17 protein-coding genes, 1 tRNA gene and 1 other RNA gene are annotated in these 17,137 nt (G+C 72.4%); 4 read left to right on the top strand and 15 right to left on the bottom strand.

The annotated features are described in order from the left end of the window. Complete coding sequence (locus JNO54_RS10725; RefSeq protein ID WP_307818170.1) at nucleotides 1-222, bottom strand: methionine aminopeptidase; 222 nt, start codon at nucleotides 220-222, stop codon at nucleotides 1-3. A gap of 41 nt (nucleotides 223-263) precedes the next feature. Between JNO54_RS10725 and map the strand changes: the two genes are divergently transcribed. From map to JNO54_RS10740, 3 genes are read left to right on the top strand one after another with little or no spacing between them, the layout of a single operon-like run. Next, on the top strand, nucleotides 264-1,139 hold the full coding sequence (gene map / locus JNO54_RS10730) for a type I methionyl aminopeptidase (RefSeq protein ID WP_204143896.1): 876 nt from the start codon (nucleotides 264-266) through the stop codon (nucleotides 1,137-1,139). A 29-nt stretch (nucleotides 1,140-1,168) separates the two neighbouring features. Further along, nucleotides 1,169-1,921 (top strand): polyphosphate--glucose phosphotransferase, encoded by a 753-nt coding sequence (gene ppgK / locus JNO54_RS10735; RefSeq protein WP_204143897.1) that lies wholly within the window; start codon nucleotides 1,169-1,171, stop codon nucleotides 1,919-1,921. 44 nt (nucleotides 1,922-1,965) lie between these two features. After that, nucleotides 1,966-3,240 (top strand): APC family permease, encoded by a 1,275-nt coding sequence (locus JNO54_RS10740; RefSeq protein ID WP_204143898.1) that lies wholly within the window; start codon nucleotides 1,966-1,968, stop codon nucleotides 3,238-3,240. On the opposite strand, the gene rnpB is transcribed toward JNO54_RS10740, so the two are convergent. From rnpB to JNO54_RS10810, 14 genes are all read right to left on the bottom strand, one after another. Continuing rightward, nucleotides 3,234-3,596, bottom strand: an RNA gene (gene rnpB, locus JNO54_RS10745) — RNase P RNA component class A. The two genes, JNO54_RS10740 and rnpB, sit on opposite strands and share 7 nt — an antisense overlap. 33 nt (nucleotides 3,597-3,629) lie before the next feature. Then, nucleotides 3,630-5,075 (bottom strand): RNB domain-containing ribonuclease, encoded by a 1,446-nt coding sequence (locus tag JNO54_RS10750; RefSeq protein WP_204143899.1) that lies wholly within the window; start codon nucleotides 5,073-5,075, stop codon nucleotides 3,630-3,632. A gap of 14 nt (nucleotides 5,076-5,089) precedes the next feature. After that, entirely contained in the window at nucleotides 5,090-6,328 is a 1,239-nt protein-coding gene (locus tag JNO54_RS10755) for an O-succinylhomoserine sulfhydrylase (RefSeq protein ID WP_372430731.1), read from the bottom strand. Next, nucleotides 6,325-6,738: a rhodanese-like domain-containing protein gene (locus tag JNO54_RS10760; protein ID WP_204143900.1), complete on the bottom strand. Its 414-nt coding sequence runs from the start codon at nucleotides 6,736-6,738 to the stop codon at nucleotides 6,325-6,327. The genes JNO54_RS10755 and JNO54_RS10760 overlap by 4 nt, the downstream gene beginning before the upstream one ends. Before the next feature lie 44 nt (nucleotides 6,739-6,782). Continuing rightward, nucleotides 6,783-7,349 carry a hypothetical protein gene (locus JNO54_RS10765; RefSeq protein WP_204143901.1) on the bottom strand — a complete coding sequence of 189 codons (567 nt, stop codon included), beginning with the start codon at nucleotides 7,347-7,349 and terminating at the stop codon, nucleotides 6,783-6,785. Beyond that, nucleotides 7,349-8,533 (bottom strand): bifunctional RNase H/acid phosphatase, encoded by a 1,185-nt coding sequence (locus JNO54_RS10770; RefSeq protein WP_204143902.1) that lies wholly within the window; start codon nucleotides 8,531-8,533, stop codon nucleotides 7,349-7,351. The genes JNO54_RS10765 and JNO54_RS10770 overlap by 1 nt, the downstream gene beginning before the upstream one ends. Then, nucleotides 8,533-9,279, bottom strand: coding sequence for a zinc ribbon domain-containing protein (locus JNO54_RS10775; RefSeq protein ID WP_204143903.1), 747 nt, complete (start codon nucleotides 9,277-9,279; stop codon nucleotides 8,533-8,535). Before JNO54_RS10775 ends, JNO54_RS10770 begins: the two co-directional genes overlap by 1 nt. Next, nucleotides 9,276-10,133: a Nif3-like dinuclear metal center hexameric protein gene (locus tag JNO54_RS10780; RefSeq protein ID WP_204143904.1), complete on the bottom strand. Its 858-nt coding sequence runs from the start codon at nucleotides 10,131-10,133 to the stop codon at nucleotides 9,276-9,278. Before JNO54_RS10780 ends, JNO54_RS10775 begins: the two co-directional genes overlap by 4 nt. Nucleotide 10,134: 1 nt before the next feature. Then, a tRNA-Val gene (locus tag JNO54_RS10785) sits at nucleotides 10,135-10,207 on the bottom strand. Nucleotides 10,208-10,251: 44 nt separating this feature from the next. After that, on the bottom strand, nucleotides 10,252-11,223 hold the full coding sequence (locus JNO54_RS10790) for an isopenicillin N synthase family dioxygenase (protein WP_204143905.1): 972 nt from the start codon (nucleotides 11,221-11,223) through the stop codon (nucleotides 10,252-10,254). Between the two features lie 29 nt (nucleotides 11,224-11,252). Further along, on the bottom strand, nucleotides 11,253-11,741 hold the full coding sequence (locus JNO54_RS10795; RefSeq protein ID WP_307818172.1) for a peroxiredoxin: 489 nt from the start codon (nucleotides 11,739-11,741) through the stop codon (nucleotides 11,253-11,255). A 1-nt stretch (nucleotide 11,742) separates the two neighbouring features. Then, entirely contained in the window at nucleotides 11,743-12,153 is a 411-nt protein-coding gene (locus JNO54_RS10800; RefSeq protein WP_204143906.1) for a DUF3052 domain-containing protein, read from the bottom strand. Nucleotides 12,154-12,191: 38 nt separating this feature from the next. After that, nucleotides 12,192-13,679, bottom strand: a complete 1,488-nt coding sequence (locus tag JNO54_RS10805; protein ID WP_204143907.1) for a PH domain-containing protein — start codon at nucleotides 13,677-13,679, stop codon at nucleotides 12,192-12,194. Next, complete coding sequence (locus JNO54_RS10810; RefSeq protein ID WP_204143908.1) at nucleotides 13,676-14,179, bottom strand: PH domain-containing protein; 504 nt, start codon at nucleotides 14,177-14,179, stop codon at nucleotides 13,676-13,678. Before JNO54_RS10810 ends, JNO54_RS10805 begins: the two co-directional genes overlap by 4 nt. A gap of 56 nt (nucleotides 14,180-14,235) precedes the next feature. Here JNO54_RS10810 and aceE point away from each other — a divergent pair, with 56 nt between their 5' ends. Continuing rightward, complete coding sequence (gene aceE / locus JNO54_RS10815; protein WP_204143909.1) at nucleotides 14,236-17,106, top strand: pyruvate dehydrogenase (acetyl-transferring), homodimeric type; 2,871 nt, start codon at nucleotides 14,236-14,238, stop codon at nucleotides 17,104-17,106. Nucleotides 17,107-17,137 lie beyond the last annotated feature (31 nt).

Here is a 17,137-nt window from a genome sequence, read left to right on the forward strand (position 1 = left end):
TCAGGACTCGAAGCCCTCCTCCTCGTAGGCGCGGTCCTCCTCGTCCCAGGCCGCCGTCCTGTCGGCCGCGGTCTTGAGGGCGTTGCGCGCCTCCTCCTCGGTGTCGTACGGGCCCATGAGGTTCTCGCCCGCAGACTTCGACTCGTCGGGCTCGACCTGACCGGACTCGATGTTGTACCAGAAGACCATCGCGATGCTTCCTCTCGCTTGCCGGATGTCCACCGCTGCGCCACGTCGCGGGCACGGTGCCTAGACTCCACCGTATGCCCGGACCAGCAGCAGGCCCTGACGTGCCGGTGAGGCCAGGCACGATCTCACCACGACGCCCGGTCCCCGCGGGGATCGAGCGCCCGCCCTATGTCGGCCGTCCCGCTCCCGAGCCCTACACCGGCCCTGAGGTCAAGGACGCCGAGACCATCGAGCGGATGCGCGTGGCGGGCCGGATCGCCGCCCAGGCCATGGCCGCGGCGGCCGAGGTCATCGCCCCCGGCGTGACGACCGACGAGATCGACCGGGTCGGCCACGAGTTCCTCCTCGACCACGGCGCCTACCCCTCGACGCTGGGGTACCGCGGCTTCCCGAAGTCCCTGTGCACCTCGGTCAACGAGGTCGTCTGCCACGGCATCCCCGACGACCGTCGGCTCGAGGACGGCGACATCGTCAACATCGACATCACCGCGTACATCGGCGGCGTCCACGGCGACACCGACGCCACGTACCTCGTCGGGGACGTCGACGAGGAGTCGCGCCTGCTCGTCGAGCGCACCCACGAGGCGATGATGCGCGGGATCAAGGCCGCGCTGCCCGGTCGTCAGATCAACATCATCGGCCGGGTCATCGAGAAGTACGCGGCCCGCTTCGGCTACGGCGTCGTGCGCGACTTCACCGGGCACGGCATCGGCACCGCCTTCCACTCCGGGCTCATCGTCCCGCACTACGACGCGGCACCCTCGTACGACACCGTCATCGAGCCCGGCATGACCTTCACCATCGAGCCGATGCTCAACCTCGGCACGCACGAGTGGACGATGTGGGACGACGAGTGGACGGTCGTCACCCGCGACCTGCGCCGATCTGCGCAGTTCGAGCACACCATCCTCATCACCGAGGGCGGCAACGAGATCCTCACCCTTCCCTGACGGCAGAGCTTCGAGAGGCGAGAGAGCAGATGGGCAAGAGCAAGATCGCGCTGGGCATAGACGTCGGCGGCACCGGGATCAAGGGCGCACCGGTCGACCTCGACAAGGGAGCATTCGCCGACGACCGCCTCCGGATCCCGACCCCTGACGTCGCGACCCCGGAGGCTGTCTGCGACGTCGTGGCCGAGATCGCCCGCCAGTTCGACCTCGGCAAGAGCACGCCGGTGGGCATCACCCTGCCGGCCGTCGTGACCCACGGCGTCGCGCGCAGCGCCGCCAACATCGACGAGTCGTGGATCGGGTACCACGCCGAGGAGCTCTTCGAGAAGCGGCTCGGGCGGGACATCACGATCCTCAACGACGCGGACGCCGCCGGGGTGGCCGAGCTCCGGTACGGCGCCGCGCGGAAGCAGGACGGCCTCGTCATCGTCACCACCCTCGGTACCGGGATCGGCTCGGCGATGCTCCTCGACGGTGTCCTCGCCCCGAACTCCGAGCTCGGGCACCTCGAGATCGACGGCCACGACGCCGAGAGCCGGGCTGCGACGAGCGCGCGCGAGCGCGAGGGTCTCGACTGGCACGAGTGGGCCGAGCGCCTCACGACGTACTACCGCCGCGTCGAGGACCTCTTCTGGCCCGAGCTCTTCGTCGTCGGGGGCGGGGTGAGCAAGCAGGCCGACTCCTTCCTCCCGCTCCTCGACATCCGGACCCCGATCGTCCCGGCCAAGCTCAAGAACAAGGCGGGCATCATCGGCGCCGCCTACCTCGCCGCCAACCGCTGAGCCACCTCCCCCCTTCGTCCCGCCGCGTTTGGCATGGTGGACCCATGTCGAGCAGCGACGGCGGCCGGACGGTCCTCGAGAGGCGGGTCGGCCTGACCGGCGCCGTGTCCGTCGGGCTCGCCGCGATGCTCGGCGCCGGTGTCTTCGTCGCCTTCGCGCCGGCCGCCCGGGCCGCCGGGGACCTCCTCGTCCTCGCGCTCCTCCTGGCCGTGGCCATCGCCGCGGCCAACGCGCACAGCTCGGCCCGGCTCGCCGCCCGCTACCCAGAGTCCGGCGGCGCCTACGTCTACGGTCGTGAGCGCCTCGGCATGCCGTGGGGGCACCTCGCCGGCTGGGCCTTCATCACCGGCAAGACCGCCTCGTGCGCGGCGATGGCGCTCACCGTCGGCGTCTACCTCTTCCCTCGCGCCCAGACGTGGGTGGCCCTCGCCGCGATCTGGCTGGTGCTGGCCCTCGCGCTCGTCGGCATCCAGCGCAGCGCCCACGTCGCGACGGCGATCGTCGCCCTCGTCGTCGCGACGCTCGTCGTCGTCTCGATCACCTTGCTGCTCGCCCCGCCCCCCGCGCTCGAGGACGTCCCGGGGCAGGCCGCCGCCCCCGGGCCGCTCGGTGTCCTCCAGGGCGCCGGGTTCCTCTTCTTCGCGGTGGCCGGCTACGCCCGGATCGCGACGCTCGGCGAGGAGGTCCGCGACCCGGAGCGCACCCTGCCGCGCGCGATCTTCGTCTCGCTGACGATCGTCACGGCCCTGTATCTCCTCCTCGCCGTCGCCCTGCTGCACGGGGTGGGATCGGAGTGGCTCAGCGCCCGTCTCTCCCCCGTCGCAGAGGCCGCGGAGATCTCCGGGCTGCCCTGGCTCGGGCCGGTCGTGCGCGTCGTCGCCGGCATCGCGGCCGCCGGCGCGCTGCTTGCCCTCGTCCTCGGGGTCTCGCGGACGGTGCTGGCGATGGCCCGCGACCACCACCTCCCCCGGGGCCTCGCCCGCATCGACGAGCGCGGGGTGCCGGCCACCGCGGCGATCACGGTCGCCCTCGCGGTGGCGCTGCTCGTCGTGCTCTTCGACGTCCGGGCGGTGATCGGCTTCTCGAGCTTCTGCATCCTCACGTACTACGCGATCGCCAACGCCAGCGCCCTGACCCTGTCCTCCGGGGCCCTCGGCAAGGTGGTCCCGGTGCTCGGGCTCCTCGGCTGCCTGGTCATCGCCTGGAGCCTGCCGTCGCGGAGCGTGGCGGCCGGCGTCGTCGTCCTGCTCGTGGGCGCGGTCGTCGGCTGGGTGCGCCACACGGCACGCCAGGACGACGACGGCCCCGAAGGGGGATGAGCCAGCCTGTAAGCCGGGTTCTGTGACACCGCCTCGCGGCGGTGCGACGGCCATCCATCTAGGGTCGCCGTTGCCGACGACCTCGAGCGTCCTACCCGTGCGCTGGGGCGGGCCGCCCTCGTGACGCGCACTGTCTGGACTTGCTCCAGGTGGGGTTTACCGAGCCGGACCGGTCGCCCGGTCCGCTGGTGGTCTCTTACACCACCCTTTCACCCTTACCGGTGCAGGCACCGGCGGTCTTCTCTCTGTGGCACTGTCCCGCGGGTCGCCCCGGGTGGCTGTTAGCCACCACCTTGCCCTTCGGAGCCCGGACTTTCCTCGACGGCTCTCACCGTCGCGGCCGTCCGGCTGACTCATCCACGCCCAGGATACGGGTCCGTGGTCCCGCGTCAGGCCTGGACCACCTCGAGGTCCACCGAGCCGGCGGCGGCGTCGGCCCCGACGACGCGGACCGTGACGTCCGCGCCGAGCTCGGCCTCCCCCTTCGCCCGGGCAAGGACGGGGGGCTCGGCGAGCTGGACCTCGACGTCGTCGCGCTTCTTCTCGCCCCCGGCGTCGACGACGACGGCGGCCAGCTCCTCGCCGACGAGGCCGGAGAGCACCGCTGCCTCGACGGCGTCGGTGCTCGCCCGCTCGACCGACCCGGCGAGCCGGTCGGAGGCCGCCATCGCCTCGGGGAGCACAGGCAGTGCCTCGCGCACCCAGCCGGGGACCTCCTGCCCGGAGGCGATCGCCGCGCACAGGGCGAGGCCGAAGCGGTCGACGAGCCGGCGCAGCGGCGCGGTGACGTGGGCGTACGGCGCCGCGATCGCCGACTGCTCGGTCAGCTCGGGGAGCTCGCCGTCGAAGGCGGTGTAGGCCGCCCCGCGGAAGAGCGAGGTCGCCTCGTGGATCAGCGCGAGATGCCGACCGTCGGTGCGATCGAGGGAGCGCAGCATCTCGCCGTGCGGGACGTCCTCCCGCCACTCGACCCCGAGGCCCCGCGCGGCGGCGCGCAACCGTCGCAGCACCGTCTCGTCCGGAGGGGGCATCGTGCGCAGGATCCCGACCTGGGCGTCGAGCATCATCCGCCCGGCGCACATGCCGGTCATGAGCGAGATCTGGGCGTTCCACTCCTCGAGCGGCAGGAGGGGGCGCAGCCGCAGGACGTACTCCTCGCGCTCGAGCTCGACCTCCTGCTCGGGCATCGGCAGCGTGGCGCCGCCGCGGGCCCGCTCGAGCTCGATCCGGCGCTCGCCGACCTCGCGGAGGAGCGCGAGGACCTCGGGTCCCTCACCGGCGTCGACGAGCTGCTGCGCGGAGGCGTAGTCGAGCCGCTCGACCGAGCGGACCATCGCCGGGTAGAGGTCGGTCGCGGTGACCTCGCCCGCGCCGTCGAGCTTCAGGTCCCAGATGTAGGCCGGGGTGCTCTGGTCCGGCAGAAGGCTCGCCGCGCCCTCGGACAGCGAGGGCGGGTGGAGCGGGGTGCGCGTGTCGGGCGAGTAGATCGTCTGACCCCGCCGGCGGGCCTCGGCGTCGATGGGACCGTCCGGTGCGACGAAGGAGTCGAGGTGGGCGATGGCGTAGCGCACACGGTGGCCGTCGCCGTCGCGCTCGATGTGCATGGCCTGGTCGAGGTCCATCGACGTCGGTGGGTCGATGGTGACGAAGGGGATGCCCGTCTCGTCGCGCTCGGGGAGGGACAGCGGCGCGGCGGCGACCCGCTCGGCCTCCACCAGCACCTCCGGCGGGAACTCGCGGGGCACCTCGAGCTCGTCACGGATCGCGGCGAGCCGTGCCTCGAGGTCCGTCCCCGTCTCGGGTCGGCGGTAGGTCGTCGTGCGGTGGGCAGACATGCCCGCCACCCTAGTCAGCCGATGGCGTGCGCGAGGTCGGCGACGAGGTCCTCTGCGGCCTCGAGCCCCACGGAGATCCGCAGCGTCCCGTCGGTGATGCCGATGGCCGTCCGGGCCTCCTCCCCCATCCGCCGGTGCGTCGTGGTCGCCGGGTGGGTGATGAGGGACTTGCTGTCCCCGAGGTTGTTGGAGATGTCGACGAGGCGCAGCGCGTTCATCACGGCGAAGGCCTCGGCCTTGCCTCCGTCGATCTGGAAGGTCACGACGGTCCCCCCGCCGCTCATCTGCCGCTGGGCGAGGTCGTGCTGCGGATGGCTCGGCAGCCACGGGTAGACCGTGGAGACGACCCGAAGGTGCTCGTCGAGCGCCCGGGCGACGGTGAGCGCCGACTGCGCCATGGCCCGGACACGCAGGTCCATGGTCTCGAGACCCTTGAGGAGCACCCACGCGTTGAAGGGCGACAGGCTCGGGCCGGTGTGCCGCACGAGGTTCTCGACCGGGCCGGCGATGTAGTCCTCCGGGCCGAGGATCGCGCCGCCGAGCACCCGACCCTGGCCGTCGATGTGCTTGGTCGCCGAGTAGACGACGATGTCGGCGCCGTGCTCGAGCGGGCGCGAGAAGACCGGGGTGCCGAAGACGTTGTCCACGACGACCTGGGCGCCGGCCGCGTGGGCGAGCTCGCAGACCGCGGCGATGTCGACGAGCTCCTGCATCGGGTTGCTCGGCGTCTCGAAGAAGACGGCGGTCGTCGGCACGCTGAGCGCCTCGCGCCACTGCTTGAGGTCGGGCCCGTCGACGAGGACGGTCTCGACGCCCCACCGGGGCAGGATCTCGTCGACGACGACGAAGCACGAGCCGAAGAGCCCGCGCGAGGCGACGAGGCGGTCACCTGCGCCGACGAGCGCCGCGAGGGCGGTGAAGACCGCGCCCATGCCCGAGGCCGTCGCGTAGCAGGCGTCGGCACCCTCGAGGACGCGCAGCCGCTCCTCGAACATCGCGACGGTGGGGTTGCCGTAGCGCGAGTAGACGAACTTCGAGATGCCCCCCGAGAAGGCGGCCTCGGCCTCCTCGGCCGAGCCGTAGACGAAGCCGGAGGTGAGGTAGAGGCCCTCGGCGGTCTCGTCGAAGGTGCTGCGGGCCTGCCCCCCGCGCACGGCGAGGGTGCGCGGGTCGAGCCCGGCCGGGTCGAGGTAGGCCCGCGGGTTGCCCGGGCCGAAGGGGTCGGCGCTCACGGGGTCGGTCGGCACGGTCAGTCCTGCCGCCAGGGCAGCCCGGCGACCTTCCAGCCCGCGACGGTGCGGCGACCCTCGTCGTCGAAGCCGCCCTCGAACCCGTCGGTGATGTTGTAGGCGGCCCGCCAGCCGGCGGCCGTCGCCTCGGTCGCAGCGGCGACCGAGCGCACGCCGGTGCGGCAGAGGAAGTAGACCCGTGTCTCCCGGGTGACGCCGTGACCCTCGAGGTCGCGGAGGAAGTTCGCGTTGCGCTCGCCGCCCGGGTAGCCCGTCCACGGGATGGCGAGGTGCTGCTTGCCGAGGCTCGAGAGATCGGGCCGACCGACGAAGGTCAGCTCGGCGTCGGTCCGCACGTCGACGAGGACGGCCTCCGGGTCGGAGGCCAGGGACTCCCAGGTCTGCTGGGGGGAGACATCACCCGCGTAGCTCATGTCGCGCAGGGTAGACGAGCGCCGCCGGTGCGTGTCGGTCCGGCTCAGCCGGCGGCCAGCGCGACGAGCGCGGCGGTGCCGACGAAGCGCACGAGGCAGCCGGCGGTCCCGGCCACCGTGAAGATCGCCAGCCCCGTGCGACGGGCGCCGGCGGCGACCGTGATGACGGCGAAGGGAGGGACGCCGGTCAGCCCGGAGGCGAAGACGACCGCGGGGCCGGCGACCGGGCGGTCGAGGGTCTCGATGGCCGTCTTGGTCCATCGGGCGAGCCTTGCCCTGATGCGGGCCCACCAGCCCGGTGGTGCCCCGTCGGCGGGGTCCGCGTCGTCCCCGCTGTCGCGACCGCGCCACCGCCGGTCGAGCATCTCCATCCCGCGCGCAGCGGCGACGTAGTGGCTGATCTTGCCGATCATGAAGCCGGCGCTCATCCCGAGGATGTGCCAGATCCACCCCTCGGGGAAGAGCAGCGGGATCGCCAGGGCGTAGACCTCGGCGTTGATCGGCGGGACGTACGCCGAGAGCAGGCCGAAGGCGACCGCGCCGATGATGCCGGAGGTCTGCAGCCAGCCGGGGACCTCTCCCGAGCCGAGCGCCGCGACGACGGAGAGCACTACGTGCGGTTGGTGAAGGCGACGACCGCCTCACCACCGGGCCAGGCCTCGAGCGCGGTGAGCGACCCGGGAGCGCCGGCAAGACGCCAGATGCGCTCGTGCGGCAGCCCGAGGACGTGCGCGAGGACGACGAGGATGGGCTTGCGGTGGCAGACGACGACGACGGTGCCGCCCTCCGCGACGAGCGACTCCCAGGCCGGCACCACCCGCGCGACGAGGTCCTCGTGGCTCTCGCCGCCCGGAGGCGCGTAACGGGGGTCGTCGCGCAGGGCCCGGAAGGCCGCACGGTCTCTCTCGACGAGCTCGCTGACGGAGGCGCCGTCCCACTCGCCGAAGGACTGCTCGTCCCACTCGGCGTCGACGGAGGGGCTGACCCCGAGCGCCTCGGCGACGTGCGCGCCGGTCTCGCGGGCGCGCTGGAGCGAGGAGGTGACGACGCGTGCGTCGGCGTCGCCGACGAGCGCAGTGACGGCCCGCGCCGCGGCCTCGGCCTGCGCGTGCCCCTCGGGGGCCAGTCCCGGGTCCGCTCCCCCGCGCCCGTCGAGACGGGCCTCGAGGGTGAAGCGGGTGACCCCGTGCCGCACGAGGACCACGCGGGTCGGCTCCTCCTGTCGGGCGGGGGGACGGACCGGCAGCTGGTCGGTGTCGCGACTGGGCTCGAGGTCCTCGGGCGAGAGGCCGATGCCGGCCGCCGGCGCCGTGCCGCTCACCGAGATGTCGCCGTCCGGACGGGTGGCTCCCTCGGTGTGCCAGTCGGCGACCGAGTCGCCGTCCATGCCGCGGTTGGAGAGCGCGTCGGCGTCGGAGTTCTCGGCACGCGGGATCCAGGTCCAGCGCACGGAGCCACCGGCGGCGGAGAGGTCGGCGACGATGTCGCGGGCCTCGAGGGCGAGCGCGCGCATGTCGGCGTGCTTGATCTTCCACCGGCCGCTCATCTGCTCGACGACGAGCTTGGAGTCCATCGCGACCTCGACGTCGGCACCCGGGTCGATCTCGCGGACCGCGTCGAGCCCGGCGATCATGCCGCGGTACTCGGCGACGTTGTTCGACGCCTTGCCGAGCGGCTCGGCCAGCTCGACCAGCAGCTCACCGGAGTCACGGTCGCGCACGAGGGCGCCGTAGCCGGCGACGCCGGGGTTGCCCCGGGAACCGCCGTCAGCCTCGACGCGCAGCCGGCGCTGCATCAGGCGGGCAGGCCGGACTCGGGGGTGCGCACGAGGATGCGCGAGCACTCCTCGCAGCGCAGCACCTCGTCCTCAGGGGCGCCGGCGATGCGGTTGAGCTCGACCGGGTTGAGCTCGAGCTGGCAGCCACCGCAGCGGCGCGCGCGCAGAGCGGCGGCACCGAGCCCGCCGGACTGCGCTCGGAGGCGGTCGTAGAGGGCCAGGAGCGCGTCGTCGATCTCGGCGAGCAGCGCCTCGCGCGGCGTGGCGATCTCGCGCTCCTGCGCGTCGATCTCCGCGGTCGCCGCGGCGAGCTCGGCGGTGAGGCGCTCCACCTCGGCGACGGCTGCGGGCTCGTCGGCCGTCGCCGCGTCGCGCCGGGCGCGTACCTCCTCGGCGCGCTCCATGATCTCGAGCTCGACGTCCTCGAGCGTGGCCTGGCGGCGGGCCAGGGTCTCGATCTCGTGCTGGAAGGCCTGCATGTCCTTGGCGCTGCCCTGCCCGGAGTCGAGCCGCGACTGGTCGCGGGCCGCGCGGTCACGGACCTGCTGCACGTCGGCCTCGGCCCGCGCGAGGTCGCGCTCGACGTCGGCGACCTGCGTCTGCGCCATGACGATCGCGTCCTGGACGGAGCGCAGCCGCGCCTGGGCCTGCTCGAGCTCGGCCTGCTGCGGGATGCGTGTCCGGGCGTGGGCGAGCTGCTGGAGCCGCGTGTCGAGCTGCTGGAGGTCGAGCAGCCGCAGCTGCACGGAGGGGTCGGCCTTCATGAGGCTCCTTCGGTCTGTGCCGGCTGGGCGCCGACCGTGAAGGTCCACGGGTCGGTGCGGATGGTGCTGACGTGGGTCTCCACCGTAGTCGCGTCGTGGCCCGCCTCCGCGAGGACCCGCAGCAGGTCGGCGAGCGCCTGCTCGAGCCACAGCGACTCGCTCGCCCAGTGACCGGCGTCGACGAGGTACGGCGTGCCGCCGCGGGCCTCCTCGCGGGCCTCGAGCGCCGGGTGGTGGCGCAGGTCGGCGGTGACGTAGACGTCGGCGCCGCTCGCGCGGACCGCGTCGAAGGCGGAGTCTCCCGAGCCGCCGAGGAGGGCGACCCGGCGCACCGCGCCGTCGGGGTCTCCGGCGACCCGGATGCCGCCGGCGGCCTGCGGCAGGCGCTCGGCCAGCCGGCCGACGAAGGTGGACAGACCCACCCCTTCGTCGAGGTCGCCGACGAGACCCAGCGGCTGCCCCTCCTCGACGACGAGCGGCTCCCACGTCGCCAGGCCGCACGCACGGGCCAGGGCCGTGTTGACGCCGGGGTCGGCGACGTCGGCGTTGGTGTGCGCGACGTAGAGGGCGACGTCACCGACAACGAGCGAGGTGACGCTCTCCCCCTTCGCGGTCGTCGTGGCGACCGAGTGGATGCCGCGCAGGAGCAGCGGGTGGTGGGTGAGGAGCAGGTCGGCGCCGAGGTCGCGCGCCTCCTCGATGACGGCGAGCGTCGGGTCGACGGCGGCGTGCACGCGACGGACCGGCTGGGTGAGGTCGCCGGTGACGAGGCCGACCTGGTCCCAGGACTGCGCCGTCGCCGAGGGGAAGAGCTGCTCGAGCGCGGCGACGGCGTCGCCGAGGGTGATGGTCATGTGGGCCCGGCCGGGATCGAACCGACGACATCCACGGTGTAAACGTGGCGCTCTACCAGCTGAGCTACAGGCCCTGGGTCCCGGCCGTCGCCGGCCGGGGTCGGGACATTCTCGCAGGCTAGGCCCGGGCGTCCTCGATGAGGTTGATCTCGTAGAGGACGAGGTCGAGCGCGTCGGCCGCGGCGATCGGGCTGAAGCGCTGCGGCGTCTCCGGCGTGACCGTCGAGCCGACCGGCGAGAGGATGGTCCACGGCGTGGGGTGGCAGAACTGCACGACCGAGTAGCGGTCGCCACCCTGTCCCGGGGCCGCGACGACCCGGTGGATGCCGGGCTCGATGATGCCGTTCGTCACGACCTCGAGCATGAGGCCGGTGTTGATGATCGCGCCGCCCTCGGGAGCGACGGCGTCGACCCACTCGCCGGAGTCCTTGAGCTTGACCTGCAGCCCCGCGGCGGTGGCGCGCGGCAGCGCAGTGATGAGGTTGATGTCCGCGTGCTCGCCGGCCCACACGTGCGGGGCGTCGGGGGCCGACTCCATCGGCGGGTAGTGGATGGCCCGGGAGAGCGTCGGCCCGTCGACGAGCATCGACTCGAAGTAGTCGGGGTGGGCGCCGATGCCTGTCGCGATGATGCGCAGGATGCGGCGCTGCAGGTCGGCGACCGCGTCGTGGAAGGTGGTGAGCGTCTCGGTGATGCCCGGGACCGCGGCCTCCGGGAGCACCGCGTCGTGGTAGCGGTGCGGGTAGCGGGTGCGCAGGGGGTGCCCGACGGGGATGTCGCGACCCCAGTTGAGCATCTCCTTCCAGTCCGCGACGTCGGCGCTCGCGGCGGTCTCGACGAGCAGCCCGGTGTACCCGGTCTGGCCGTGGGTGCCCGGTGCGACGAACTGGTCCTTCTCCGCCTGCTCCTTGGTGAAGAACTCCTCGAGCATCCCGTAGGCCGAGTCGATGAGGTCGTCCGGCACGTCGTGGTTGACGTACACGAAGCCGGTCCGGAGTGACGTCATGAGCCCGTCGACGGCGGCGCGGGCGCGCTCGCTGTCGCCGGACTCGAAGCTGGCGAGGTCGACCTCGAGGATGTGATCACTCATGCCGGGAGGGTACCGGCGGACGGCTGGCGTCAGGGAGCGCCGAGACCGGCGACGGCCGGGTGGTACCCGGACAGGTCGCGCCCCTGCCCCGGGGCGTTGACGAGCGACCAGGCGATCCGCCCGTCGCTCGCGACGAGGAAGGTCCCCCGGACGGCCATGCCGGCGTCCTCGTCGAGCACGCCGTAGCTGCGGGCGACCGCGCCGTGCGGCCAGAAGTCGGAGAGCAGCGGGAAGAAGTAGCCCTGCTGGTCGGCCCACGCGCGGAGGCTGAACACCGGGTCGCAGGAGATCGCGAGGACCTCGGAGGTGTCGGTCACGAAGGACCCGAGGTCGTCACGGATCCCGCTCAGCTCACCGGTGCAGATGCCGGAGAAGGCGAAGGGGTAGAAGACGAGCAGAACGTGCTTCTCGCCCCGGTAGTGGGAGAGCGTGACGGTGCGGCCGTTCTGGTCCCTCAGGCTGAGGTCCGGTGCGAGGTCGCCGACGCCCAGGGGCGAAGGGGGAGCCGCGGCGGCCACGTCAGCGGTTGCGGGGGGACACGAGCCGGGTGGCGACCCAGCCCTGGCCGCACTTCGTCGTGCCGGAGGTGTGCAGTCCCGCGGTCGAGGCGGCCTCCTCGACCTCGGCCGGGTCGACCTCGCCGTCCTGGCCGGCGGTCGGGGTGACGAGGACGATGCTGCCGCCCTCCTCGAGGGTCCCGAGGGAGTCGACGAGCGCGTCGGTGAGGTCGCCGTCGCCGTCGCGCCACCACAGGAGGACGTGGTCGACGACCCCGGTGTAGTCCTCGTCCTCGAGCTCGCCGCCGACCGCGTCGACGACCTGCGCCCGGAAGTCGTCGTCGATGTCGTCGTCCCAGCCGAACTCCTGGATCACCTGGTCCTTGACCAGACCCAGTCGGTCCACGGCCGCGGTCGCGATGTCCCCCGTCACAGATGTCACCTTCTCTTGTCCACTCGATGTCAGATCGCTCAAGTCCACCCAATCACGTCGCCGCCCGCAAGGTGCATGCGCTCCGTGGACGCGTCTGCCGGCCGCCTCGCGAGGCCCGCCCGGAGGCGGATCTCCGACTCGAGCATCCGGGCGTCCTCGACCGCCAGGTGCGAGGCGGTGGGGTGGACCGCGCCCACGGTCGAGATGATCCGCAGCGTCACCAGGCCGAGCCGGCGCTCGAGCGGTCCCTGGTCGACGGCGACGGACTGGATCCGGCCCCAGGGCACGAGGGTGACGGCGCGTCCGAGCCGTCCCTGCCGGATGACGGCCATCTCGTCGGCGAGGAGCACCCCGCGCCGCTGCCACGACCAGGGGTCGAGCCAGCGCGCGGACCGGGGGCAGCGCACGGCCTCGGGCGGCAGGCCGTGGTCCATCACCGCGAGGGCGGGCGCGCTGTCCATCGTCGGTGAGAGCGCCTCGACGAGGGCGCGCGCCTCGAGGCGGGTGGCCGCGGGGACGAGGACCCCGTCGTCGACGACCCCCTCGCCGCCGACGCTCACGCCGGCGATGTTCACCGAGACCCGCCACCAGTCCTGGCTGCGCCACAGCCACGGCTGGACGAGCGCGACGGCCTGGACCCGGCGCACCGGCACGGTCGAGGAGGTCAGCTCGGTCAGCCCGTGCTGGAGGCGCAGCGTGTCACCCTGGCGACGGACGACGAGGTTGGCCCAGGTGAGCAGCTGGCGGACCGAGCCGATGACGCTGAAGAAGAGGGGTGCCGCCAGACCCGTGAGCGCGACCGCGCCGAAGAAGCCGGCGAGCACTCCCGCGGCGACGAGGAGGACCAGCGCCGCGATCGCCCCCGCGGACAGCAGGATGGAGACGACGAGCCGGGACAGCGGCATCCGCAGCAGCGTCGTCCCGGCGGCTCCGACGGTCGTGGCCGCCGACGGGTCCGCGGCAGACGACGGGTCCGCGGGAGGCGCCGGGACGCCGGCGACCGGGTCCGCGCCCGCCCCCTCGGCGAGGTCGACGATCCGGGTCCGGAGGGCCTCGGCCTCGCCCCGTCCGAGGTAGGCCAGGCTGACGTGCGAGCTCGACCCGCCCGCGGACTCGACCCGCACCTCGGCGAGGCCGGCCAGCCGGGCGAGCAGGGGCTGCGCGGTGTTGACCGCCTGGATCTGCGAGTAGCGGATCTCGCGGTGCTGGCGGAAGACGACCCCGCTGCGCACCTCGAGCGTGCGTGGACCGAGCCGGTAGCGGGTGAACCACCATGACCCGACACCCAGCGCCACGGCGCCGAGGATCACGACGAGCGCGATCCCCGCGGCGATGAGCGGGTGCGACGTGGCGGAGACCGCGAAGGAGCCGTCCGGCATCTCGTCGGGAGCGGGGCTCGAGCCGAACGACCCGATGATGTCGTCGAGGAGGGTGCTCAGGAGGTAGCCGAGGATGCCGATCATCACCAGCCCGCCCCGGAGCAGCGGGCTGATCGGGTGGAACCGGTCCCACCCCTGCTCGGTCACAGCCCCGCCCGCCGGCTCTCGCCCAGGGCGCTGAGCCGCTCGCGCAGGCGGTGCGCCTCGTCCTCGGGCAGCCCCGGGATGCCCCCGGACGACGCCGGGTTCGCCGTGTGGATCTCGATCTCGGCCAGGCCGGCGCGGCGCAGCAGCGGCCCCGACTGGACGTCGACGTACTGGATCCGCCCGTACGGCACGGTGACGAGCCGGCGCCACATCCGGCCGCGCCGGATCGCCAGCTCGTCGGGCAGCTCGGCATAGCTGATCGCTCTCACCTGACGCCCGATGAACCAGATGCTCCACGCCCACAGGACGAGGAGGGCGATCGTGGGGATCGCGGCCCACCGCCACCACAGCACGGTGACGACGATCCCGGCGAGGACGAAGGGGGCGAGGCTCAGGTGGGTGACGAGGCGCCGCACGGGGGTCAGGCGTGGGGAGACGGGGCGCCAGGGCACGTCGTCGTCGGCCCACAGGTCCAGCGGAGGCGAGGACGACTCGGTCATGCGGCCATACAACCACCAACCCCCGCGATGTGACGGCCACCACCCTAGGTGGGAGGATGGGTGCCGGCGCCGCGAGCCGGCGGCCCCCGCGACACCAGCGACGCAAGCGACGCAGCGAAAGGACGTGTGACGTGACCGTCCACGACGACCGGCCCAACGACGGCCCCATCCTCAACGGCATCCCGACCCACCTGCCGGACATCGACCCTGCCGAGACCCAGGAGTGGCTCGACTCGCTCGACGCGCTCGTCGACGAGCAGGGCCGGCGCCGTGCCCGCTACGTCATGCTCCGCCTCCTCGAGCGGTCCCGGATGATGAACGTCGGGGTCCCCTCGCTGACGACGACCGACTACGTCAACACCATCCGTCCCGAGCACGAGCCGTGGTACCCCGGCGACGAGGAGGTCGAGCGCCGCTACCGCGCCTGGATCCGCTGGAACGCGGCCATCCAGGTCCACCGCGCGCAGCGACCGGAGATCTCGGTTGGCGGGCACATCTCCACCTACGCCTCGGCCGCGACCCTCTACGAGGTCGGGTTCAACCACTTCTGGCGGGGCAAGGACCACCCCGGCGGCGGCGACCACATCTTCTTCCAGGGCCATGCCTCGCCCGGCATGTACGCCCGCGCCTTCCTCGAGGGCCGGCTCACCGAGGACCAGATGGACGGCTTCCGGCAGGAGAAGTCCCACGTCCTGGAGGACGGCACCCCCTTCGGCCTGCCGAGCTACCCGCACCCCCGCCTCATGCCGGGCTTCTGGGAGTTCCCGACCGTGTCCATGGGCCTGGGGCCGATGAACGCGATCTACCAGGCGCAGTTCAACAAGTACCTCCACAACCGCGGCATCAAGGACACCAGCCAGCAGCGCGTGTGGGCCTTCCTCGGCGACGGCGAGATGGACGAGCCGGAGAGCCGCGGACTGCTCCAGACGGCCGCCTACGAGGAGCTCGACAACCTCACCTTCGTCGTCAACTGCAACCTCCAGCGCCTCGACGGCCCGGTGCGGGGTAACGGCAAGATCATCCAGGAGCTGGAGGCCTTCTTCCGCGGCGCGGGCTGGAACGTCATCAAGGTCGTCTGGGGCCGCGGCTGGGACCCGCTGCTCGCCGCCGACCACGACGGTGCCCTGGTCAACCTCATGAACCAGACGCCGGACGGCGACTACCAGACCTACCGCGCCAACGACGGCAAGTTCGTCCGGGAGAACTTCTTCGACCGCGACCCGAGGACCCGCAAGATGGTCGCCGACTGGAGCGACGACGACGTCTGGTGGAAGCTCAAGCGCGGCGGCCACGACTACAACAAGGTCTATGCCGCGTACAAGGCCGCGACGGAGCACACCGGCCAGCCGACGGTCATCCTCGTCAAGACGATCAAGGGTTACGGCCTGGGCACCTCCTTCGCCGGCCGCAACGCCACGCACCAGATGAAGAAGTTCACCCTCGAGGACCTCAAGAGCCTGCGTGACGGGCTGAAGATCCCGATCAGCGACGAGGTACTCGAGGCCGACCCGAAGTCCCCGCCGTACTACCACCCCGGCACGGACGACGAGGCCGTGCGCTACATGCTCGAGCGGCGCGCCAAGCTTGGGGGCTCGGTCCCCACCCGGCGGGTGAGGTACACCAACCTCCGCCTCCCGGGCGACGACGCCTACAAGCAGATGGCGAAGGGGTCGGGCAAGCAGCAGGTCGCGACGACGATGGCGTGGGTCCGGCTGGTCAAGGACCTCATGCGGGACAAGGACTTCGGCGACCGGTTGGTGCCGATCATCCCGGACGAGGCCCGGACCTTCGGGATGGACTCTTTCTTCCCGACGAAGAAGATCTACAACCCGCACGGGCAGAACTACACCTCGGTCGACGCCGACCTCATGCTCGCGTACAAGGAGTCGGCGCAGGGCCAGATCATCCACACCGGCATCAACGAGGGAGGCTCCGTGGCCGCCTTCACCGCGGCCGGGTCGAGCTACGCCACGCACGGCGAGCCGATGATCCCGCTCTACATCTTCTACTCGATGTTCGGCTTCCAGCGCACGGGCGACGGGATCTGGGCCGCCGCCGACCAGATGAGCCGCGGCTTCCTCCTCGGTGCCACGGCCGGCCGCACGACGCTCACGGGTGAGGGCCTGCAGCACGCCGACGGGCACAGCCAGCTGCTCGCGGCGACCAACCCCGCGGTCGTGTCCTGGGACCCCGCCTACGGGTTCGAGATCGCGCACATCATGCGGCACGGTCTCGAGACGATGTACGGCGGCGACGCCCCGCAGGACGACCCGTCGCGCAACCGGATCTACTACCTCACGATGTACAACGAGCCGATCGTCCAGCCGGTCGAGCCCGAGGGGCTCGACGTCGAGGGCCTTCTCAAGGGCATGTACCTCTACGCCCCCGGCGACGACTCGGGTCTTGAGGGCACTCCCCCGCGCTGCCAGCTGCTCGCGAGCGGTGTCGGCATGCCGTGGGCGCTCGAGGCGCAGCAGCTGCTCCGCGAGGACTGGGGTGTCGTCGCCGACGTCTGGTCGGTGACCTCCTGGACCGAGCTGCGGCGCGAGGCGATGGACTGCGACGAGCAGGCCTTCCTCTACCCGGAGACCGAGCGCCGCACCCCGTACATCACGACAGCGCTGCAGGACCGGGTCGGCCCGGTCGTCGCGGTCTCGGACTACATGAAGCAGGTCCAGGACCAGATCCGGCCGTGGGTCCCCGAGGAGTTCTCGGCCCTGGGCACCGACGGCTTCGGCTTCTCGGACACCCGCGCCGCGGCCCGTCGCTTCTTCCACGTCGACGGCCCCTCGATGGCCGTGCGGGCGCTGCAGATGCTCGCGGCCCGCGGCTGGGTCGATGCGTCGGTCCCGGCCCAGGCGGCCGAGAAGTACCGGCTGCTCGACGTGCGGGCCGGGGCGTCCGGCAACGCCGGCGGCGACGCCTGAGCCAGACGCGCCCTGAGGTGCGAACGCCGTC

This window comes from Janibacter endophyticus, assembly GCF_016888335.1.
Taxonomy (GTDB): domain Bacteria; phylum Actinomycetota; class Actinomycetes; order Actinomycetales; family Dermatophilaceae; genus Marihabitans; species Marihabitans endophyticum.

Bases quoted from the DNA above. Each gene is read 5' to 3' on its own strand.
- aceE (WP_204143909.1), top strand. From the start codon at position 14,236: ATGGGTGCCGGCGCCGCGAGCCGGCGGCCCCCGCGACACCAGCGACGC.
- map (WP_204143896.1), top strand. From the start codon at position 264: ATGCCCGGACCAGCAGCAGGCCCTGACGTGCCGGTGAGGCCAGGCACG.
- JNO54_RS10775 (WP_204143903.1), bottom strand. From the start codon at position 9,279: ATGAAGGCCGACCCCTCCGTGCAGCTGCGGCTGCTCGACCTCCAGCAG.
- JNO54_RS10770 (WP_204143902.1), bottom strand. From the start codon at position 8,533: ATGCAGCGCCGGCTGCGCGTCGAGGCTGACGGCGGTTCCCGGGGCAAC.
- JNO54_RS10780 (WP_204143904.1), bottom strand. From the start codon at position 10,133: ATGACCATCACCCTCGGCGACGCCGTCGCCGCGCTCGAGCAGCTCTTC.
- ppgK (WP_204143897.1), top strand. From the start codon at position 1,169: ATGGGCAAGAGCAAGATCGCGCTGGGCATAGACGTCGGCGGCACCGGG.
- JNO54_RS10740 (WP_204143898.1), top strand. From the start codon at position 1,966: ATGTCGAGCAGCGACGGCGGCCGGACGGTCCTCGAGAGGCGGGTCGGC.
- JNO54_RS10760 (WP_204143900.1), bottom strand. From the start codon at position 6,738: ATGAGCTACGCGGGTGATGTCTCCCCCCAGCAGACCTGGGAGTCCCTG.
- JNO54_RS10750 (WP_204143899.1), bottom strand. From the start codon at position 5,075: ATGTCTGCCCACCGCACGACGACCTACCGCCGACCCGAGACGGGGACG.
- JNO54_RS10790 (WP_204143905.1), bottom strand. From the start codon at position 11,223: ATGAGTGATCACATCCTCGAGGTCGACCTCGCCAGCTTCGAGTCCGGC.
- JNO54_RS10810 (WP_204143908.1), bottom strand. From the start codon at position 14,179: ATGACCGAGTCGTCCTCGCCTCCGCTGGACCTGTGGGCCGACGACGAC.